At 72.8% G+C, this 18,464-nt stretch carries 15 protein-coding genes; 9 read left to right on the forward strand and 6 right to left on the reverse strand.

What is annotated here, in order from left to right:
* Both ACYVLJ_RS27045 and ACYVLJ_RS27050 read right to left on the reverse strand, forming a co-directional pair.
* Positions 1 to 2,667 (reverse strand): ATP-binding protein, encoded by a 2,667-nt coding sequence (locus tag ACYVLJ_RS27045; protein ID WP_460440799.1) that lies wholly within the window; start codon positions 2,665 to 2,667, stop codon positions 1 to 3.
* Entirely contained in the window at positions 2,651 to 4,882 is a 2,232-nt protein-coding gene (locus ACYVLJ_RS27050) for a helix-turn-helix transcriptional regulator (protein ID WP_460440800.1), read from the reverse strand. The genes ACYVLJ_RS27045 and ACYVLJ_RS27050 overlap by 17 nt, the downstream gene beginning before the upstream one ends.
* Positions 4,883 to 4,891: 9 nt before the next feature.
* On the opposite strand from ACYVLJ_RS27050, the gene ACYVLJ_RS27055 reads away from it, so the two are divergent.
* The 4 genes from ACYVLJ_RS27055 to rfbB all read left to right on the forward strand — a co-directional run bounded on the left by ACYVLJ_RS27055 (position 4,892) and on the right by rfbB (position 9,116).
* Positions 4,892 to 5,218: a hypothetical protein gene (locus ACYVLJ_RS27055; RefSeq protein WP_460440801.1), complete on the forward strand. Its 327-nt coding sequence runs from the start codon at positions 4,892 to 4,894 to the stop codon at positions 5,216 to 5,218.
* A gap of 639 nt (positions 5,219 to 5,857) precedes the next feature.
* Positions 5,858 to 7,144, forward strand: a complete 1,287-nt coding sequence (locus ACYVLJ_RS27060) for a sensor histidine kinase (RefSeq protein WP_451984104.1) — start codon at positions 5,858 to 5,860, stop codon at positions 7,142 to 7,144.
* Between the two features lie 95 nt (positions 7,145 to 7,239).
* Positions 7,240 to 8,127 carry a glucose-1-phosphate thymidylyltransferase RfbA gene (gene rfbA / locus ACYVLJ_RS27065; RefSeq protein WP_451984106.1) on the forward strand — a complete coding sequence of 296 codons (888 nt, stop codon included), beginning with the start codon at positions 7,240 to 7,242 and terminating at the stop codon, positions 8,125 to 8,127.
* 17 nt (positions 8,128 to 8,144) lie between these two features.
* On the forward strand, positions 8,145 to 9,116 hold the full coding sequence (rfbB, locus tag ACYVLJ_RS27070; protein ID WP_451984108.1) for a dTDP-glucose 4,6-dehydratase: 972 nt from the start codon (positions 8,145 to 8,147) through the stop codon (positions 9,114 to 9,116).
* A 3-nt stretch (positions 9,117 to 9,119) separates the two neighbouring features.
* Here the strand turns inward: rfbB and ACYVLJ_RS27075 are convergent, their stop codons facing one another.
* Positions 9,120 to 10,601 carry an ArnT family glycosyltransferase gene (locus tag ACYVLJ_RS27075; protein ID WP_460440802.1) on the reverse strand — a complete coding sequence of 494 codons (1,482 nt, stop codon included), beginning with the start codon at positions 10,599 to 10,601 and terminating at the stop codon, positions 9,120 to 9,122.
* A 206-nt stretch (positions 10,602 to 10,807) separates the two neighbouring features.
* Between ACYVLJ_RS27075 and ACYVLJ_RS27080 the strand changes: the two genes are divergently transcribed.
* On the forward strand, positions 10,808 to 12,034 hold the full coding sequence (locus ACYVLJ_RS27080) for a glycosyltransferase (RefSeq protein ID WP_460440803.1): 1,227 nt from the start codon (positions 10,808 to 10,810) through the stop codon (positions 12,032 to 12,034).
* A gap of 33 nt (positions 12,035 to 12,067) precedes the next feature.
* Here ACYVLJ_RS27080 and ACYVLJ_RS27085 read toward each other — a convergent pair whose 3' ends face one another.
* From ACYVLJ_RS27085 to ACYVLJ_RS27095, 3 genes are all read right to left on the reverse strand, one after another.
* Positions 12,068 to 12,328 carry a helix-turn-helix domain-containing protein gene (locus tag ACYVLJ_RS27085; RefSeq protein WP_460440861.1) on the reverse strand — a complete coding sequence of 87 codons (261 nt, stop codon included), beginning with the start codon at positions 12,326 to 12,328 and terminating at the stop codon, positions 12,068 to 12,070.
* Between the two features lie 136 nt (positions 12,329 to 12,464).
* The gene (locus ACYVLJ_RS27090) at positions 12,465 to 13,316 is read right to left on the reverse strand and encodes an ABC transporter permease (RefSeq protein WP_460440804.1); all 852 of its coding nucleotides are present in this window, start codon (positions 13,314 to 13,316) and stop codon (positions 12,465 to 12,467) included.
* Positions 13,317 to 13,319: 3 nt separating this feature from the next.
* The gene (locus ACYVLJ_RS27095; protein ID WP_451984116.1) at positions 13,320 to 14,345 is read right to left on the reverse strand and encodes an ATP-binding cassette domain-containing protein; all 1,026 of its coding nucleotides are present in this window, start codon (positions 14,343 to 14,345) and stop codon (positions 13,320 to 13,322) included.
* Positions 14,346 to 14,527: 182 nt separating this feature from the next.
* Here ACYVLJ_RS27095 and ACYVLJ_RS27100 point away from each other — a divergent pair, with 182 nt between their 5' ends.
* From ACYVLJ_RS27100 to ACYVLJ_RS27115, 4 genes are all read left to right on the forward strand, one after another.
* The gene (locus ACYVLJ_RS27100; RefSeq protein WP_460440805.1) at positions 14,528 to 15,739 is read left to right on the forward strand and encodes a glycosyltransferase; all 1,212 of its coding nucleotides are present in this window, start codon (positions 14,528 to 14,530) and stop codon (positions 15,737 to 15,739) included.
* A 96-nt stretch (positions 15,740 to 15,835) separates the two neighbouring features.
* Entirely contained in the window at positions 15,836 to 16,942 is a 1,107-nt protein-coding gene (locus ACYVLJ_RS27105) for a cytochrome P450 (protein ID WP_460440862.1), read from the forward strand.
* A gap of 375 nt (positions 16,943 to 17,317) precedes the next feature.
* On the forward strand, positions 17,318 to 18,010 hold the full coding sequence (locus tag ACYVLJ_RS27110; protein ID WP_451984120.1) for a helix-turn-helix transcriptional regulator: 693 nt from the start codon (positions 17,318 to 17,320) through the stop codon (positions 18,008 to 18,010).
* Positions 18,011 to 18,272: 262 nt separating this feature from the next.
* The gene (locus ACYVLJ_RS27115) at positions 18,273 to 18,419 is read left to right on the forward strand and encodes a hypothetical protein (protein ID WP_451984122.1); all 147 of its coding nucleotides are present in this window, start codon (positions 18,273 to 18,275) and stop codon (positions 18,417 to 18,419) included.
* Positions 18,420 to 18,464 lie beyond the last annotated feature (45 nt).

Below are 18,464 nucleotides of genomic sequence, written 5' to 3' on the forward strand. Positions count from 1 at the left end.
CTAGACCTCCGGCTCGGCGGAAGCCAGGGCCTCGGCGAGCTGCCGGCGGCCTTCGATGCCCAGCTTGCGGTAGACGTTGGTCAGGTGCAGCTCGACCGTCCGCCGGGTCACCGCGAGCGTCTCCGCGATCCCGGCGTTGGACGTGCCCCCGGCCGCCAGCTTCGCGACCCGGCGCTGGGCCTCGGAAAGCCCGTGCGCCCCTTCGACGGGCCGGCCGGTCAGCTCGTGCAGCCGCCCGAGGACGGACCGCCAGTGGTGCTCGACCGCCAGCGCGTTCGCTTCCTCGAGGGCGCCGGCCTCCACCAAGGCCGTCGCGTAGCGCAAGGTGCTTTCGCTGTCCCGCAACACCAAGACCGCCTGTTCCCGGTGCGTGACGGTGTCGGGGTCGGCCGGGCCGAGGGCCAGCGCGGCCGCCAGGTGCGCGCCGCCGACCGCGGCCCGCGTCCCCCACGCGTTCGCCGCGGCGAGCTCTTCGGACAGCGCGCGACGGGCGTCTTCCCGGTCACCGCGGGCGACCAGGCACTTCGCCACGGCGGACCGCCACGGCAGCAGCTCCGGGTTTTCCCAGCCCCGCGCGGAAAGCCGCCGGCCGCACTCGCGCAGGTGCGCCAGCGCCTCGTCGGGCCGGCCCTCGGCGAGCAGCACGGCTCCCTTGGCGTACACCAGGAACGCGCCGCCGAGCCCGGGCCCCGGTTCGGCGTGGTCCCGCTCGAGCGTCGCCCGGGCGAGGTCGGCGCGCCCGTCTTCGAGGTGCACCAGCGCCTCGGTCGCGACCACCCGGGCGCACAGCATCGAGTGCCAGTGCCGCGGCGGCACCAGCTCGCGCGCACCGGCCAGGTCGGCCGCGGCCTCGTCGAGCCGGCCCGCCGCGAGGTGCCGTTCGGCGCGCTCGGCCAGCGCGCGGGCGACCAGGGTGCGGGTTCCCCGGCGACGCGCGTGCGCGAGCACATCGGCGCCGTGCGCGTCGGCTTCCGCGAGGTCCCCGGTGAGGGACAGCGCGCGCACGGCCGCGGCCCGCACGGTCAGCGAGCTCACCTCGGCCACCGGCAGCGCCAGCGCGGCGCGCGCGAGCCCGCGCACCCGGGCGGGCCGCCGGCCGCGCCGGGCGAGCAGGAGCGCGGCCACGGCCGCCTGCGCCGGGTCCGTCGGCCGCTCGGGCAGCGGCGGCATGCCGTAGCCGCCGACCTCGGACCGGTCGTGCGGGTCGCCGTCGGCCAGCCAGTACAGCCCGAGCAGGGCGTCGCGCTCGGCCGGGGAGACGTCGGGGCGGCGGAACGCGGCCACCAGCGTCCGCGCGGGCAGCCCGCCCCGCGCGACGAGCAGGTCCGCGGCCAGCAGGCGGTGACCGGCCAGGTCCGGACCGTCCAGTTCGGACAGCACCTGGGCGAGGTGGCGGTCCCCGGCGTCGGAGTCGACCAGCAGCTCGCCCGCGCCGAGGTCGATCAGCACGGCCGCGCGGCGCGCCGGGGCGAGCGGCTCCTGCAGCGCCCGCTTGAGCAACGCCGTCCCCTGCTCGTCGTCCCCGGCGGCCTGGGCCAGCCGGGCGGCCGCGCGCAGCACTTCCACGACCCAGGCCTCGCCGACCGCGCGGGTCCGGCGCAGGATCGCCGCGACGGCCGCGTTCGCGACGCCGTGGTCGTAGCCCAGCTTGGCCGCCCGCGCGAAGAACGCGTCGCGCTCGGCCTCGCCCATCCGGCCGAGCACCCGCTGTCCGATGTCCTGTTCGGACAGCCGGCCGGTTTCGGCGACCAGGCCGAGCTCCCGCAGCCGGGCGAGCTCCCCGGCCAGCCGCTGCGGGCCGCAGCCGGCCAGCTCGGCCAGCAGCGCCGGGCCGAAGTCGTCCTGGCACACCGAAACGGCGCGCAGCACGACGGTGAGGTCGGCGGGCAGGCCGTCGATCAGGCGCAGCAGGCGTTCGCCGGCGATCCGGGTGAACAGTACCGCCCGGTCCGCCGCGGCGGCGGGCTCGAGGCGCAGCCGTTGCACGGCCTGGGCGAGCACGGCCGGGTTCCCGCCGCTGCCCCGCACGGCGTGCTCGATCAGCCGTTCGTCGGCGCCCGCGCCGAGCCGCTCGCGGACGACGTCGGCCACCGCCGCGTCGCCGAGCGGGCGCAGCCGGATGCCGTGCGCGGTCCTCAGTGGACGCCACGTGTCCAGCCCGCTCGCCTGGCTGACCACCAGCAGCACCGGAACTCCGGGCCGCGGCCCGGAAAGCGTGCGCAGCCAGGCCCGCGAAACGAGGTCGGCCCAGTGGAGGTCGTCGACGACGAGGACCGCCGGCCGCCCGCCGAGCGCGGCGAAGAGGTCACGGGTCAGCTCGCCGAACGCGCGGTCGTCCGGCTCCCGCTGCCCGGTCGCGGCCGGCGGGAGCGCGACGCCGAGGCTGGTGAAGATCTGCTGCAGCACGGCGAAGGGCCGGGACGCGTCGGACGGGCAGCACGGCACGTGGGCCACGCACAGCCCCGCCCGCCGGGCTTCGGCCGCGACGGACGCCAGCAGGGCGCTGCGGCCCGAGCCGGGCGCGCCGGTGACGGTGGCGACCGCCGGCCGTCCGGTGGCGACGCCGTCGAGCAGCCCGGCGAGCAACGCGGTCTCCGCGTCCCGTTCGGCCAGCCGCCGTCCCGGCGCCGTCGTGGTCAGTCCCTGGTCATTACCCCGCGAGCCCATGCGTCCTCTTAGGTGCCCCGGTTCCCGAGGACGGCGCGCTCCCCCGCAGCGCCGCGGCAAGCTCGGTCCGGCTCTCCACGGCCAGTTTCCGGTAGACGTTGGTCAGGTGCAGCTCGACGGTCCGCGGCGAGACGAACAGGCTGCCCGCGACGTCGCGGTTGCTCGCGCCGCCGGCGACCAGCTCGGCCACCTCGCGCTCGCGCAGGGTCAGCACGTCGGCCCGCGGCTTGCGCAACCGGCCACCGGACTCTTCCAGCAGTTCCCGGGCCAGCCCGCCGATCGAGCGCCACCCCGAGCAGGCCGAGAGCATCGCGGCCTGGCGCAGGTGCGGCCGCGCGGCCTTGCGGTCGCCGACGCGGGTCAACGCCTTGCCCAGCAGGTACTCCGCCCGGGCGTACTCGACCCGCCACGGCGAGGTCGCCAGCACCCGGCCCGCCTCGGCCAGCAGCTCCACCGCCCGCGTTCCCGACGCCGCGACGCCCCGGGCGACGAGCGCCAGCCCGCGGGCGGTCCCGGTCGGCCAGCACCCGGCGAGCTCCTGCCCGCGCGCGGCGTACCCGGCGGCGTCCGCGGGACGGCCGGAGCCGGCGCACAGCAGGGTGGCGACGAACCACCACGGCGCGAACACCGGGTTGCCGATGCCGGTTTCCTCCTGACGGCGACCGGATTCGAGCAGCAGCTCGAGCGCACCGTCCACATCGGACCGCGCGGCCCGCAGGCGCGCCAGCGAGAGGAGCCAGAGGTGACGGTCCTCGGGGGCGTCCGCCAGCTCGCCCGGGCGCACCGCGCGCAAGGTCTCTTCGGCGGCCGCCTGTTGCCCGTCGTCCCGCAGCGCGGTCGACAGCGCGGTCCGCACCATCAGCCCCGGGCGCTGTCCCGTGCCCGCCAGCACCGCGACCCGCACGTCGGCGAGTGCACCGTCGCGATCGCCGCTCTCACGCAGCGCGCCGTAGCGGGCGGCGAGCGCCCGGCCCAGCGCAGCCCGGTCCCCGCGCACCACGGCTTCGGCGACCGCGCGGTCGAACGCCCGCAGCGCGTTGGGCTGGTCGTCGACCAGCCGGAGAGTCCGCGCGGTGGCGAGCAGGTCGTCGCAGGAGGCGACCGCGGAGGGCAGCCGCACGACGGCCCGCGCGCAGGCCGCGGCGACTTCGGCCCCGCGGCCGGCCAGCGCGAGGCCGACGGCCCGGTCGGCGAGGTCCCGCGCGTCGGCCTGCCGGGCGGTCGCGGTCCGAGTGGCGGTGACGGCCCGTTCCCGCAGCAGCCCACGAGCCGCCTCACGGGTGGTGGCCGCGGCGGCAAGAGCAGCAACCGGCACGGCGGGCGAACCGGCACCGAGCCGCTCGGCCAGCTGCTCGACGAGATCCCCGAGCGAGGCCCGGCCCCCGGCGGCCGAGGTCGCCCCGGTGGCCAGAGTGGCCGCGGTGGTCGCGGTGGCCGCGGTGGCCGCGGTGGCCCGAGTGCGTGCGGCAGGCTCGGCGCCCGCAGCAGCCCCGGCGGCCCGAGTGCCCACGGTTGCCCGAGTGCCCACGGTTGCCCGAGTGCCCGAGGTGGCCCCGGCGGTCCCGGCGACCACAGAAGCCCCGGCAGGCTCGGCACCCGCGGCAGGCCCGTCGGCCGCGGTGGCCGCGAGGGCGAAGAGCGCCGCCACCGCGCAGTGGTCGCGTGGGTCCTGGGCGTGGACCGCGGCCGTGCGCAGTTCGGCCATGGCCGCGGCCGGGTCCAGGGTGAGGCGGGCCGCCGCCAGCGCCAGCCGGACGTCCAAGCGCTCCGGCTCGGCGGCCGCCGCCCGGGACAGGTGGGCCACCGCGGTCTCCGGGTCGCCGCGGCTTTCCGCGGCCGCCGCCGCTTCCAGTGCCAGGTCGAGCATCCAGCGCTCGTCCAGGCGCGGCAGGGCGCCGAGGTGCGGGGCCACTTCGGCGGCGGGCCGCGCGTCGTCGTTGAGGACGCGGGCCGCGCGCAAATGCAGGTGAGCCAGTTCTTCGGCCGGCGTTTCCGCGAGCAGGCGGGATCGGACCGCACGATCGAGCACGCTTCCGGCGAACAGATTCGCCCGGTGCATTCCGTCGAGCGCGACGCGGACGGGCCGCGCGGGCAGCCCGCACAAAGCCGCCACCCGCGTCACGTCCGCCCCGTCGAGGACCGCGACCGCGGTGGCCACCGTCCGTGCTTGCGCGGACAGGCCGGCGAGCGCACCGACCGGGTTGGGCGCGGCCACTTCCCAGCGGTGGCACCGGTCCTGCGCGCCGATCTGCCCGAGCGCCCAGGTACCGCCGCCGGGCTCGCCGGGGCGGCGGCACAGCACGAGGAGAAAACGTTCTCCGCGCCCGCACCGCAGCAGGAAGTCGAAGAACCGCAGCGACGATTCATCGCACCATTGCGCCTCTTCGACGACGATTACGAGATTCTTTTTCCGGAATGGCCCGGAAAGCACCAGAGAACGCAGCGTGCGGAATTTCCGGTACAACGCGGAACCGTCGCCGGCCGGCAGTTCCAGCGTGCGCCGAATGGCGCCCGCCGGATCGGCCTGGCCCGCGAAGAGCGCGCCGAGTGAGCCGAACTCCGAAGGTTCGGGGCCGGTACCGCCAGAAAGGCGAAGAAAATTCGCAGTCCGCCCCACCGGGGACGTCTCGAAGCCCGCGGGCAGGGCCTGCGCACCGCCGCCGGGAGGCCCGTCGACCAGCACGGCCTGCGCGGACTCGGTCCAGGCCAGCGCCGCCCACCGGGACAGCGCGTCCGAATATCCGGTGCGAACCGGATGCGGAGTGGAATCCGACATGCCGCCATCGACCTTTCCTGCAAGCCCGGCGAAACCGAGCCTTTCGCGCAGCCCCCAGAGCCGCCGAAGGATCTGACCGTCCGAACACTTTCGGCACCGCCGGCGTGGCAACTACCGCCGGTGCCCGATGTGCGTCACTTCCTCCACTAACAGGTGACCGTACCAGGCACGACGGGAGTTGTCAGCGACGCCCACCACCCGGACGGGTGACACACTTGTAGCATTCCCCCGGGCGGAAATCTGGACATTTAACCAAGACTTGAGGTGCGCCTTGTTGCGGGTAGCCCGTCGGGGTGAAGGCGGACCAACGAAAGTTGTCGGCGCGGAGACCGGCGGGCAACTTTCGTCGCTAGTCCTGGCCGGGAACCCCCGACCGGCCACCGGGAACCAGGCCCGGGAGCTACCGTGGAGCCCGTGTCGGACGTCACTCCAGGTACTCGGGCCGCGTTGAGGGCCCGCTTCGGGACCAAGCACGAACTGGCCACCCTGGTCAGCCTGGCGGTGATCTTCGGCCTGCTCGACGTGGTGATCTGCGTGAACAGCCAGCCGACGACCGGCTGGGCGGGCCCGCGCGCCGACCTCGTCCTGCAGCTGCTGGTCGACGTCTCGGTGCTCGGGGTGCGGCGGTTCCCCAAGACGGTCGCCGGGATCGCGCTGGCCGTGGCGTTCGCGACGGTGCTGGCCGACGGGCTCGCCCCCGGCCTGCTCTCGCCGGTGGACCCGGCCAGCCCGCTGATCCTGCCGCGCGTCACGTCGGTCATCGTGATCTTCCTGGTCCGCCTCGAGAGCCCGCGGGTCGCGTTCCCGCTCATCGGTGCGCTCGCGATCGTCGGCAGCGAGCCGTGGGCGCCGAGCTGGACCATCACCCCGGTCGGCCTGCTCAGCACGATCGGCCCCGCGGCGGTCGTGCTGTACCTGGACGCGCGCAAGCAACTGCTGCAGGAGCTGCGCGACCGCGCCGAGCGGGCCGAACGCGAGCAGCACCTGATGGCCGAGCAGGCCAGAGCCGAGGAACGCCGCCGCCTCGCCGCGGAGATGCACGACGTGCTCACCCACGGGCTCAGCCTGATGGTCCTGCACGCCGGCGCGCTCGGGATCAGCTCGACCGAGCCCGAGGTCCGCAAGGCCGCCGAGGAGATCCGCGCCCGCGGCGCGATGGCGCTCGACGAACTGCGCGACCTGGTCGGCGTGCTGAACACGAGCACGGCGGACCTGTCCGAGCGGATGGCGGGCCCGAGCCCGCGGCACGGCTCGGCCGGCGGCTCGAAGGAGCCGCCACCGCCGCCGGACCCGGCCACGCTCGTCGCCGAATCGGTCGCGGCCGGGATCCCGGTGGAGCTGGACGTCGAGGGCGAACGCTCCCAGATGTCGCCGACGATCGCGCGCACGGTCCACCGGATCGTCCAGGAAGCACTGACCAACGCGCGCAAGCACGCGGCGGGCGCGGAGATCCGCGTCGCGCTGCGGTACCGGCCCGACGGCGTCGGCGTCCACGTCGTCAACACCCCGCCGCGGCGCAAACCGGACGCGGTGCTGGCCGGCAGCGGGTCCGGGCTCGGCCTGTCGAGCCTGCACCACCGCGTCGAGCTGGTCGGCGGCACCCTGCAGGCGGGGCCGACGCCGGACGGCGGGTTCCGGATCGCCGCGGACCTGCCCGCGTACGTGCCGACGACCGAGACCCGGCAGAAGGCACCACGCTGATCCGGAACCCCGGACCAGGACTGGAGATTCTCCTACTACTCCCGCGCTTAGGGTCGGGCCCACGCCATCCTTCCCGACCGAGAACGTGGGGCCCCATGAAAGGCATCATCCTGGCCGGCGGCAGCGGCTCCCGGCTGCACCCGGTCACGCTCGGCGTCTCCAAGCAGCTCGTCCCGGTCTACAACAAGCCGATGATCTACTACCCGCTCTCGGTGCTGATGCTCGCCGGCATCACCGAGATCCTGCTCATCTCGACCCCGCACGACCTGCCCGCGTTCAAGCGGCTCCTCGGCGACGGGTCCGAGCTCGGCCTGCGGCTGGACTACGCCGAACAGGCCCACCCGAACGGCCTGGCGGAGGCCTTCATCATCGGCGAGGAGCACGTCGGCGACGACAACTCGGCGCTCATCCTCGGCGACAACATCTTCCACGGGCAGGGGTTCTCGGACGTCCTGCGCGCCGCGACCCACGACCTCAAGGGCTGCGTCCTGTTCGGCTACGAGGTCTCCGACCCGCACCGCCACGGCATCGGCGAGGTCGACGCCGACGGCAACCTGATCTCCATCGAGGAGAAGCCGGCCCACCCGAAGTCGAACCGGGCGCTGACCGGCCTGTACTTCTACGACAACGACGTCGTCGAGATCGCCAAGGGACTCAAGCCGTCGGCGCGCGGCGAGCTGGAGATCTCCGACCTCAACAACGTCTACCTCGACCGCGGCCGCGCCACCTGCGTCGACCTCGGCCGAGGCTTCGCCTGGCTGGACACCGGCACGCACAAGTCGCTGCTCGACGCCGGCCAGTACGTGCAGACGATGGAGGCGCGCCAGGGCGTGCAGATCGCCTGCCTCGAAGAGATCGCGCTGCGCATGGGCTTCATCGACGCCGACCGGTGCTACGCGCTGGGCGAGCGGATCGGCAGCTCCGGCTATGGCAAGTACGTCATGGACTTCGCGCGCCGCGCGCGGCCGCTCGCGACCGTCTGAACCGGAGGAACGTTCCCATGCGCATGCTGGTCACCGGCGGTGCCGGCTTCATCGGCTCGGCCTACGTCCGCCACGTGCTTTCCGGCCGGTACCCCGGCTTCGAGCCCGAAGAGCTCGTCGTGCTCGACAAGTTCACCTACGCCGGCAACCGCGCGAACCTGGCGCCGGTCGCCCGCGACGAACGCCTGCGCGTGGTCACCGGAGACATCTGTGACCCGGACGTCGTCAAACGGGAGCTGCCGGGCAAGGACCTCGTCGTCCACTTCGCGGCCGAGTCCCATGTGGACCGTTCGATCGCCGGTGCGGCGGAGTTCGTGCGCACCAACGTGCTCGGCACCCAGACCCTGCTGCAGGGCGCGCTCGACGGCGGCGTGGGCAAGTTCGTGCACGTGTCCACCGACGAGGTTTACGGCTCCATCGACGAGGGCTCCTGGCCCGAAGACCACCCGGTCGCGCCCAATTCGCCGTACTCGGCCTCCAAGGCGGCTTCGGACCTGCTGGTCCGCGCGTTCTTCATCACCCACGGGCTCAACGCGTCGATCACGCGGTGCTCCAACAACTACGGGCCCTACCAGTACCCCGAGAAGGTCATCCCGCTCTTCGTCACCAACCTGGCCGACGGCCTCCAGGTGCCGCTCTACGGCGACGGCCTCAACGTCCGCGACTGGCTCCACGTCGACGACCACTGCCGCGGCATCCAGCTCGTCGCCGAGCGCGGCCGCGCGGGCGAGGTCTACAACATCGGCGGCGGCACCGAGCTCACCAACCTCGAGCTCACCGAGCGGCTGCTCGAGATCACCGGCCGCGACCGCACCGCGATCCGGCCGGTCGAAGACCGCAAGGGCCACGACCGCCGCTACTCGGTGGACATCACGAAGATCTCCACCGAGCTCGGCTACGTCCCGCAGGTCGACATCGACTCCGGCCTGCGCGACACCGTCGACTGGTACAAGAACAACCGCGACTGGTGGGAGCCGCTGCGGGGGTGAGGGCTACTGGGTGCGCAGCTTCGGCCACAGGGCGTCCCACGCCGTGTTCCGCCCGGTGAAGACGGTCATCAGCTGCGGCACCACGTCCTGCCGGTGGGCGAACGCCCCGGCCACGGCCGGACTCGGGTCGCCGACGAACAGAACGCTGTCGTAGCGCTCGTCCGGGTGCCCGAAGTAGTAGTACCCGCGGTGCGCGCTGTACACCTCGGACAGTCCGCGGTCGCGGCCGAAGAGCTGGAGGTCGGCGGCGAACGCGTAGCTGTCGGTCAGGATCGCCGTCCGCGCGCGCTGCTCGGGCGGCAGCGACCGGTAGACCTCGACGACGGCGTCGGACAGCCGGCCGAGCTGACCGTCGGACTGCACGAAGACCTTCGCGGTCAAGGGAAGCAGCGGCACGTCCGGGATGCGCTCGGCCCACGAGCGCGGGTAGATCGGCAGCGCGACGAGCGCCTGAACGACCGACGCGGCGACCAGCAACCAGCCGAACGCCTTGGCGAGCGTGGGCCACTTGACGTCCTGCAGGCCCACCGCACCGGCCGCGAACAGCAGCGCGAAGAGGCTGTAGACGTAGTAGGACCGGCCGGAGGTCAGCAGGTAGGCCACGATCAGCAGCAGGAACGCGACGCCGAGGAAGCGGTACAGCCGCACGTCGCGGGCGAAGAGCAGCCGGCCGAAGCCGAACAGCGCGAGCGGCACGCCGATCACCAGGCCGGGCCCGGAAAGCAGTTCGAGCAGGAACGCGCCGACGCCGGGGAACTCGGCCGCGACGACCTCGGACATCTTCGTGTACGGCCAGCCGTTGGCGGCCTGCCACAGCAGCGTCGGCACGGTGGTCAGCACCGCGATCACCGCACCCAGCCACAGCAGCGGGCGGCGCAGGAGGTCGCGCGGGCCGAAGACCAGCGCGCCGGCGGCGATCGCCGCCCACAAAGCCGGGACCAGGAACTTCGTCTGCAGCGAAACGGCCGTGACGAGCCCGGCGGCGAGCAGCAGCCGGTCGTCGCGGACCCGGGTCCAGCGCACGACCAGCCACACGATCAGCGACCAGAAGAACGGGTCGATCGAGTAGGTGGCGAGGTAGTGCGCGATCAGGGTGGCACCCGACATCGCGTACGCCGCCGCGGCCACGGCTTGCGCGACCCGGCGGCCGCCCAGTTCCCGCGTGATCAGCCCGGTCAGCACGATGCCGCCGACCGCCGCGAGCGTCGCGGGCAGCCGCAACGCCACCAGGGAACCAGGGAACAGGTGGTCCAGCCCCGCGGCGAGGAACGGCAGCAGCGGCGGCTGGTCGAAGTACCCCCACGCCGGGTGGTCACGGCCGGCCACGACGAAGTAGGCCTCGTCGAACGAGAACCCGTAGTTGCGGCTGGCGACGAACAGCAGGACGCCCGTGACTCCCGCGATCAGGAGAACCGGGGTCCGCGCGAACGCCGGGCGCGTCCCGCGGCCCGGCCGGGTGTCGGTGGTCTCACTGGTAAGGGTCATACCTTCAGTAGACCGAGCCCGGCCCCGGGCGCGAAGCGGCCAGGAGTCCCCATTCGGAGCAACGAAAGTCGATCTCCGCGGAGGAATCCGCAACCTTCTAGGTCACTCTGAAGTGAGGTTTGCGGTACGGAAAGTGAGGGTAGGGGAACCCCCAGACTTCGCCGCAAAACCACCGCTGAGCTGGGCTTTCCCGCGATACTCGTGGCATGGTGCAGGGTCGGCACGTCGTGTTTTTCAGCTTTCCCGGCTTCGGGCACATCACCCCGATGCTCGGACCGGTCGAGGCGCTCGCCGGGCGGGGCCACCGGGTCACGTTCGTCGTCGCCGAGCGGTTCGCCGGACTCCTGCGCGACAGTCCCGCCGACGTCGCGCCCTACCACTCCGACTTCCCCGCGGCGGTCGCGAAGGTCGACAGTGCCGACGACGCCGTCACGATGATCATCGACCTCATGCGCGAGGGGTTCGCCCCGCTCGAGCCGGCCCTGGAGAGGCTCGCCGGCGACCGGCCGGACCTCATCGTCCACGACACGATCAGCGGCAACGCGGCCCGCGTGCTCGGCCGTGCCTGGGCCGTCCCGCTGGTGGAGAGCTGCCCGGTCTTCGTCGAGAACGACGACGACGAGCTGCCGGGCGCACCCAAGCCGCCCGCCGACCACCCGGCCGCCACCGGCTTCGACCAGCAGGACCCGCGCCTGGCCCGGTTCGGCGAAGAGTTCGGCGGCGGTGTCTCGGCGTTGCTCACGCGGCACGGGCTGGACCCGGAGCTGGCGATGACGAGCCTGGCACCCGCCGGTGACGAGCCGCGCCTGGTGTACATCCCCAAGGCGTTCCACTACGGGAGCGAGACGTTCGGCGAGCGGTACCACTTCGTCGGCCCGACCGTGGACTGCCGGGCGCTCGAAGGCCACTGGACACCGCCCGGCGACGACCTGCCGGTGGTGCTGATCTCGCTCGGCACGTCGATGAGCAAGGACCTCGGGTTCTTCACCGGGTGCATCGACGCCTTCCGCGGCAAGCCGTGGCACGTCGTGCTGACCCTGGGCCGCGGCGCCGACCTGGCCGCGCTCGGCGAGCTGCCGCCCAACGTCGAGGCGCACAACTGGATGCCGCACCCGTCGGTGCTGCGGCACGCGTCGGCGCTGGTCTGCCAGGCCGGGATCGGCAGCCTGATGGAGGCGCTGCGCTACGAGGTCCCGATCGTGGCCGTCTCCCACAGCGGCGAGACCCTGGCCAACGCCCACCGCGTCGCGGAGCTGGGCCTGGGCCGCCACGTCCCGGTGACCGAGGCGACGGGCCAGGCGATCCTCGAAGCGGTGCGGTCGATGGCGGCGGACGACTCGCTGGCCGCCCGGCTCGCGGTGATGGCCAAGGAGATCGAGCAGGCCGGCGGCGCCGAAGCCGCGGCCGACACCCTGGAAGCCTTGCTGTCGTGAGCGGCCGGGGCGGTTCCCACAGCCTGTGCTGTCTCAGGACCTCACGGGCAGATCTGTCTCAGGACTTCCCGGACCCAGGGCGCTGGGGTGGTGGCGCGGGGCGGTGCTGCGGCGGGTGAACCCGTCCGCTCCCTCGGCCCGGAACCGGGTCAGGTATTTGTAGAAGGTGTCCCGGGACAGGCCGTGCTCGCGGCAGAACCGTGCCACGTTGACCTTCTCGCCGTGAGCGACCGGGGCGACCGCGGCGACGAACTCAGGATCCATCGAAAACCCTGCTCTGCCCATCGACGGCATGGTCACCACTGGCGCACGAGTCACCCTGTCGACAGGCCGGTCAGTGTCCGTGAGGTCCTGAGACACCAACTGTCGGCGATGTCCTGAGACTCAACAGGCGGTTCCCACCACCCTGACCACTCACGACAGGCGCAGCTCAGGCGGAGCGGCGGAAGCCTCGCGTGGCGACGATCGCGCCCGTCAGGCCGATCAGCCCGGCCGCGCCGATCGCCGCCAGTCCCCCGACGCCGACCGGGTTGCCCAGCGCCAGGTTGCGGGACGCGTCCACCGAGTAGGTCAGCGGGTTGACCGTCGCCACCGCGCGCAGCCACGCGGGCAGCGACGACAGCGGGACGTACGCCGAGGACGCGAACATCAGCGGGAACATCACCATGGACGTGACGCCCTGCATGACCTCGACGTTGGTGATCCAGACGCCGATCGCCATGAACATCCACGACAGCGACCAGCCCACCGCGATGCACATCAGCCAGGCCAGCAGCACGCCGCCGAACCCGCCGCCCGGCGAGAAGCCGAACAGCGTCGCGGCCAGCACGAGCATGATCGCCAGCTGCAGCGCGTGCCGGACGACGTCGGCGAGGCTGCGGGCCACCAGCACCGACGCCGACGCGATCGGCAGGGTGCGGAACCGGGCCACGACGCCGTTGCGCATGTCGTCGAGCAGGCCGACGCCCGACTGCAGTGCCACCGACAGCGAGCCCATCACCAGCACCGCGGGCATCAGGTAGTCGATGTAGGACACGCCGGCGGGGAACGAGCTGGTGCTCGCCAGGCTCGCGAACACCTGGCTGAACAGGATCAGCACGATGAGCGGCTGCAGCAGGCCCAGCAGCACGAGCGCCCGCGACGACACGACCGCGCGCAGCGAGCGGCCGGTCAGGATGAGGATCTGCATCGGCACGCTGGTGCCGCGCCAGGGGCCACCGCCGCCGGGCGGACGGGACACAGTGGACCGGTCCGAAGAGGACAGTGCGGTCGGTGCGCTCATGGGTCAGGGCCTCTCGGTGCCGGTGGGGCCGTCGGGGCCGGAGCCGCCGGACAGCGCGAGGTAGACGTCGTCGAGCCGCGGGTCGACCAGGGCGAGCTCGACCGGCTCGACCGCGGCCTCGTCGAGCACCCGGACCACGCGGGCGAGGTCGGTGGACTTCTCGACCGGCACCGTCAGCACGAGCCCGGCCAGGTCGTCCACTCCGGACACCCGCGGCAGCAGCCCGGCGCGGCGCACCGCCTCCGCGGCCCGGTCGGCGTCGCCCTGGCCGGCCAGCGTCACGGTGACCGTGCGCTTGCCGACCTGCGCCTTGAGCGACGCGGCGGTGCCGGCGGCGATCACCTTCCCGTGCGCCAGCACGACGATCTTGTCGGCGAGCCGGTCGGCTTCGTCGAGCATCTGGGTGGTGAGCAGCACGGTCGAGCCGTCGCGCACGAGCTGCTCGACGATCTCCCACATGGCGATCCGGGCGGCCGGGTCGAGGCCCGTCGTCGGCTCGTCGAGGAAGATCACGTCGGGGTAGCCGACGAGGCTGGCGGCCAGGTCGAGGCGCCGCCGCATGCCGCCGGAGTACGTCTTGGCCGGGCGGGCGGCCGCGTCGCGCAGGCCGAACGCGGTCAGCAGCTCGTCCGCGCGCTCCTTCGCCGCCTTGCTCGACGCGCCGAGCAGGCGCGCGATGAGGATCAGGTTGCGGAAGCCGGAAAGCTGCTCGTCCACCGACGCGAACTGGCCGGTGAGCCCGATGCGGCTGCGCAGCTCGACGGCGTCGCGCTGGACGTCCAGCCCGGCGACGCGCGCCCGGCCGGAGGTCGGCGTCACCAGCGTGGTGAGCACGTTGACCAAAGTGGTCTTGCCGGCACCGTTGTGGCCCAGCAGCCCGCACACGGTGCCGCGCGGCACCTGGAGGCTGACGTCGTCCAGCGCGCGGACCTTGCCGAAGTTCTTGGTGATCCCCTCGGCCTCGACCATCACGTCGGCGGTCGCGGGGCGGGTGGCGGCCGGCGGCACCACGGGCAGCGTGCCGGTCACGATCCGGCCCCGCCGGGGAGCGGGCGCACGAAGAGGGTCACGGCCGGGTCCTTCCACTTCGCCGAATCGGGCACAGCTACAGGTAGCACACGGGGATTCCCCTTTTCCCGCACCGAAGCGCGACCCGAGGGGTTCGCCTAGACATGGTTGACTGGCCGCCGCGCGTGACTAGCTTTCGAAGCATGTCTCCCCAGGCGGGAAGGCACATCGCCTTCCTCAACTACCCGGCCCACGGGCACGTCAACCCGACGCTGCCCGTGGCGGCCGAGCTCGTGCGCCGCGGTCACCGGGTCAGCTACGTGGTCGCCGACCAGTTCGCCGAAACCGTGCGCGGCACCGGTGCCACCGTGCTGCCCTACGCCTCGCACGTGCCGAAGTCCTGGGACACCGTGGCGATCCCGGAGGAGATCACCGGCGACGTCGTCGCGGAGGCGGGGCTCGCCCAGGCCTTGGAGGGCTTCGCGCCGCTGACGGCCGCGCTCGGCGCCTTCGACAACGACCGGCCCGATCTCTTCCTGTACGACGCTTTCGGCTATCCGACGGGACGTCTGCTGGCGCGCAAGTGGGACCGCCCGGCCGTCCTGCTCTGCTCGACGTTCGTCGCGAACGAACACTTTTCGCCCTACGCCTCGATGGCGGGCAAGGTCCCCGCGCCCGACCCGGACCACCCCGCGCTGGCCAAGGCCGCGTCGGTGGTCGGCGACGCGCTCGCCGAGCACCTGCCCGGCACGTCCGCCGCGGAGTTCGCGGAAGCGCGGGAGGACACCAAGCTCGTGTTCCTGCCCCGGGAGTTCCAGCCGGGCGGCGACACCTTCGACGACGGCTTCGCGTTCGTGGGGCCGTGCCTCGGAAACCGGGCCGGTGGCTGGACGCCGCCGGACGACCGGCCGGTGCTGCTGATCGCCATGGGCAGCTTCGGCTACCACCGGCAGCGCGAGTTCTTCGCGTCGTGCCTGGCAGCGTTCGCCGGCTCGCCGTGGCACGTCGTCATGACCATCGGGCGGCTCGTGCGGCCGTCGGAGCTCGGCCCGGTGCCGTCGAACTTCGAGCTGCACCCGTGGGTCCCGCAGCTCGACGTCCTGCGCCGGGCGAGCGGGTTCGTCTCGCACGCGGGGATGGGCAGCACCATGGAAGCGCTCGCCATGGGCGTGCCGCCGGTGGTCGTGCCCCGCACGCTGGAGCAGGAAATCGTCGCCGGCCGGCTGACCGAGCTCGGCCTCGGCGTCCGGGTGGACCCGGCGGCGGTGACCGCGGAGTCGCTGCGCGCCGCCGTCACCGGCCTGGCCGCCGACTCCGCCGCCCGCGAGCGCGTGACCCGGATGCGCGAGCACATCACCGACGCCGGGGGCGCCGCGGCGGCCGCGGACCGCGTCGAGGCCCGACTGACCGCCTGACCTGGGAGTGAATCCGACGTGGACACCACCGAGCCGACCGCTGCCCCCGAAATCGCGCCGGACGGCGGCGAGGCGCTCCTCGCCTGGCTGGAAAAGATGCGGACGGACACGCCGGTTTGGCAGGACGAGGCCGGCGCGTGGCACGTGTTCCGCGCCGCCGACGTCCGCCGCGTCAGCACCGACGCGCAGCTGTTCTCTTCGGACACGACGCGCCTGACGTCGCCGGGCGACCAGGCGCCGCCGGGCACCCTGCTGGTCATCGACCCGCCCGAGCACCGCAAGCTGCGGCGGCTGGTCAGCCAGGCGTTCACGCCGAAGGTCGTCGCCGACCTCGCCCCGCGGATCACCGAGGTCACCCGGGAGCTGCTGGCCGGAGTCGAACCGGACGCCGAGGCGTTCGACCTGGTCGACGTGCTGGCCTACCCGCTGCCGGTGATCGTCATCGCCGAGCTGCTCGGCGTCCCGGCCGGGGACCGCGCGCTGTTCCGGCGCTGGGCCGAGGCGCTGATGGCCCTGCAGGTCGACGACCCCAGCACGGGCGAAAAGCTGGCCGTCGCGATCGAGGAGATGGAGGCGTACCTCAACGCCCAGATCCTCGACCGGCGTGCCCGGCCCCGCGACGACCTGCTGACCCGGCTCGTCGAGGCCACGATCGACGGTGAGCGGCTGACCGACGAGGAGGTCGGGAACTTCACCGCGCTGCTGCTGCTCGCCGGGCACGTCACCACCACCATGCTGCTCGGCAACGTGCTGCTCTGCCTCGAGGACACCCCCGGCGTGTACGAGCGGGTGCGGGCCGACCGGTCCCTGGTGGAGCCGCTGCTGGAGGAGGTGCTGCGGCTGCGGCCGCCGTTCCCCCGGGTGGTCCGGGTGACCACCGCCGACGTCGAGGTGGCCGGGACCGTGATCCCGGCCGACTCGATCGTCTGGGCGTGGGTGGTGTCGGCGAACTACGACGAGCGCGAGTTCGGGGACCCGGACCGGTTCGACCTCGACCGCACGCCGAACGCGCACGCCGCCTTCGGGCACGGCATCCACTTCTGCCTGGGCGCGCCGCTGGCGCGCCTCGAGGGGCGAATCGCGCTGGACCTGCTGTTCGAGCGGTTCGAGCACCTGCGGGTCGCTCCGGGTGCGGACGTCCCGTTCCACGCCGGCGGCGTCTTCGGGGTCCAGCAGCTGCCCGTGACGACCACCGCTCGATGACCCCCGCCTGAGCTGAGGGTGAACGCCCGCCGACGCGGTGGGGGTGCCCTACCGAAGGTCGGGCCGGGGGTGCCGTACCTGCGGTCGGGCGGACCACAGTGTTAGCCCCCAACCCCCCGGCCGGCATTGACGGGTCATACCCCGTTGGCTAGCGTACGAGACGTCATTTGGTTTGTTTCCAACGAAACGAGCCGAAGCGGGACCGGACGGATGGACTCGAGGACTGTTCTGGGGAAGAGCTCGAGGGTTTTCCGCTGGGGTGGTGTGAAGGATCATCCGGCCGGGTACCGCGGGCCCTTTTGTGGGTGAGCAAAAGGGTTGCCGACGTTCAACGCTGCGTCAAACACGTAGAACTAATCTGGGGGTTAGATCTCGATGAACACGCGTGTCGATTCCGTGGTCGATCGGCCGATGCCGGTGCAGCAAGGCCTGCCCGCCGTCGCCGAAAGACCGAACCAGAACCTCCCCTCCTTCGACATGTCCGACGTCTGCATCGCGAACCTGGGTCCCGATCTCCGGGTGACCGAAGCCAATGGCGACTTTCTCCGTCAGCTGGGCCGCACCGCGTCCGATGTTTTTGGACAGAGCTTTGTGGACTTCGTGCACCCGAGCGCCAAACAGTTCACGCTCCAGCAGCTGGCGCGGCTGAACGAAGGCCGGCGCGACCGCTTCAGCGCGCGCCTGGTGGGCGTGCGGCCGGCCCAGCCGGTGCTCTCGGGCGGCCTGACCGGCATCGCCGTCCGCAGCCAGTCCGGCCAGGTCACCACGATCGTCGTGCTGATCAAGCCGGACCGCGCCGCGGAGACCCCGCGGCCGGCGATCGAGAAGAACAAGCTCCTCAGCGAGCTCGACGCCAAGGTGCTCGAAGGCGTCGCCGCCGGCATCTCCACCGTGCAGCTCGCTTCGAAGCTGTACCTGAGCAGGCAGGGGATCGAGTACCACGTCGGCGCGATGCTGCGGCAGTTCAAGTCGCCGAACCGCTCGGCGCTGGTCTCCAAGGCGTACTCGCAGGGCATCCTCTGCATCGGCCAGTGGCCGCCGAAGGTGACCCCGCAGTACATCCGCTGACCGCACTCCCCCGAGGGCCGGCTGGGCTCGTCGAGCGGGGGCCGGCACCGGTGCGAACCGGACATCGGCCCCAACCCGGACGAGCCCCGCCAGCCCTTTCCCGTGCACCGGGAATCCCGGCCGGGAAGACTGGGGAAACCCGTCGAATACGCGGTCGCGGCGGGTGCACCCGAAGGCACTCTGCGCTATCCTGCGAGGGCCAGGGATCGATTTTCACGATGCCGCAACCGGCACCGTTCGGCATCAAGAAGGGATGAGGGACGTGGGCATTTTCGGTAAAAAGGAAGACGATTCCAAGAAGAAGCCGGCGGACTCGAAGGCGGACAACGCCAAGGCCGACGACGAAAAGAACCGCAAGCGCCGCAGCCGCCTTTTGGGCGGCGCCTACGGCGGCGGCAGCGGCGGCTGAGCGGCAACACCGCCGAACGAACGGATCGGGTGGCCCGGGAGAGGA

Source organism: Amycolatopsis stemonae, from assembly GCF_054781455.1.

Bases quoted from the DNA above. Each gene is read 5' to 3' on its own strand.
- ACYVLJ_RS27045 (WP_460440799.1), bottom strand. From the start codon at position 2,667: ATGGGCTCGCGGGGTAATGACCAGGGACTGACCACGACGGCGCCGGGA.
- rfbA (WP_451984106.1), top strand. From the start codon at position 7,240: ATGAAAGGCATCATCCTGGCCGGCGGCAGCGGCTCCCGGCTGCACCCG.
- rfbB (WP_451984108.1), top strand. From the start codon at position 8,145: ATGCGCATGCTGGTCACCGGCGGTGCCGGCTTCATCGGCTCGGCCTAC.
- ACYVLJ_RS27075 (WP_460440802.1), bottom strand. From the start codon at position 10,601: ATGACCCTTACCAGTGAGACCACCGACACCCGGCCGGGCCGCGGGACG.
- ACYVLJ_RS27080 (WP_460440803.1), top strand. From the start codon at position 10,808: ATGGTGCAGGGTCGGCACGTCGTGTTTTTCAGCTTTCCCGGCTTCGGG.
- ACYVLJ_RS27085 (WP_460440861.1), bottom strand. From the start codon at position 12,328: ATGCCGTCGATGGGCAGAGCAGGGTTTTCGATGGATCCTGAGTTCGTC.
- ACYVLJ_RS27090 (WP_460440804.1), bottom strand. From the start codon at position 13,316: ATGAGCGCACCGACCGCACTGTCCTCTTCGGACCGGTCCACTGTGTCC.
- ACYVLJ_RS27100 (WP_460440805.1), top strand. From the start codon at position 14,528: ATGTCTCCCCAGGCGGGAAGGCACATCGCCTTCCTCAACTACCCGGCC.
- ACYVLJ_RS27105 (WP_460440862.1), top strand. From the start codon at position 15,836: ATGCGGACGGACACGCCGGTTTGGCAGGACGAGGCCGGCGCGTGGCAC.
- ACYVLJ_RS27110 (WP_451984120.1), top strand. From the start codon at position 17,318: ATGAACACGCGTGTCGATTCCGTGGTCGATCGGCCGATGCCGGTGCAG.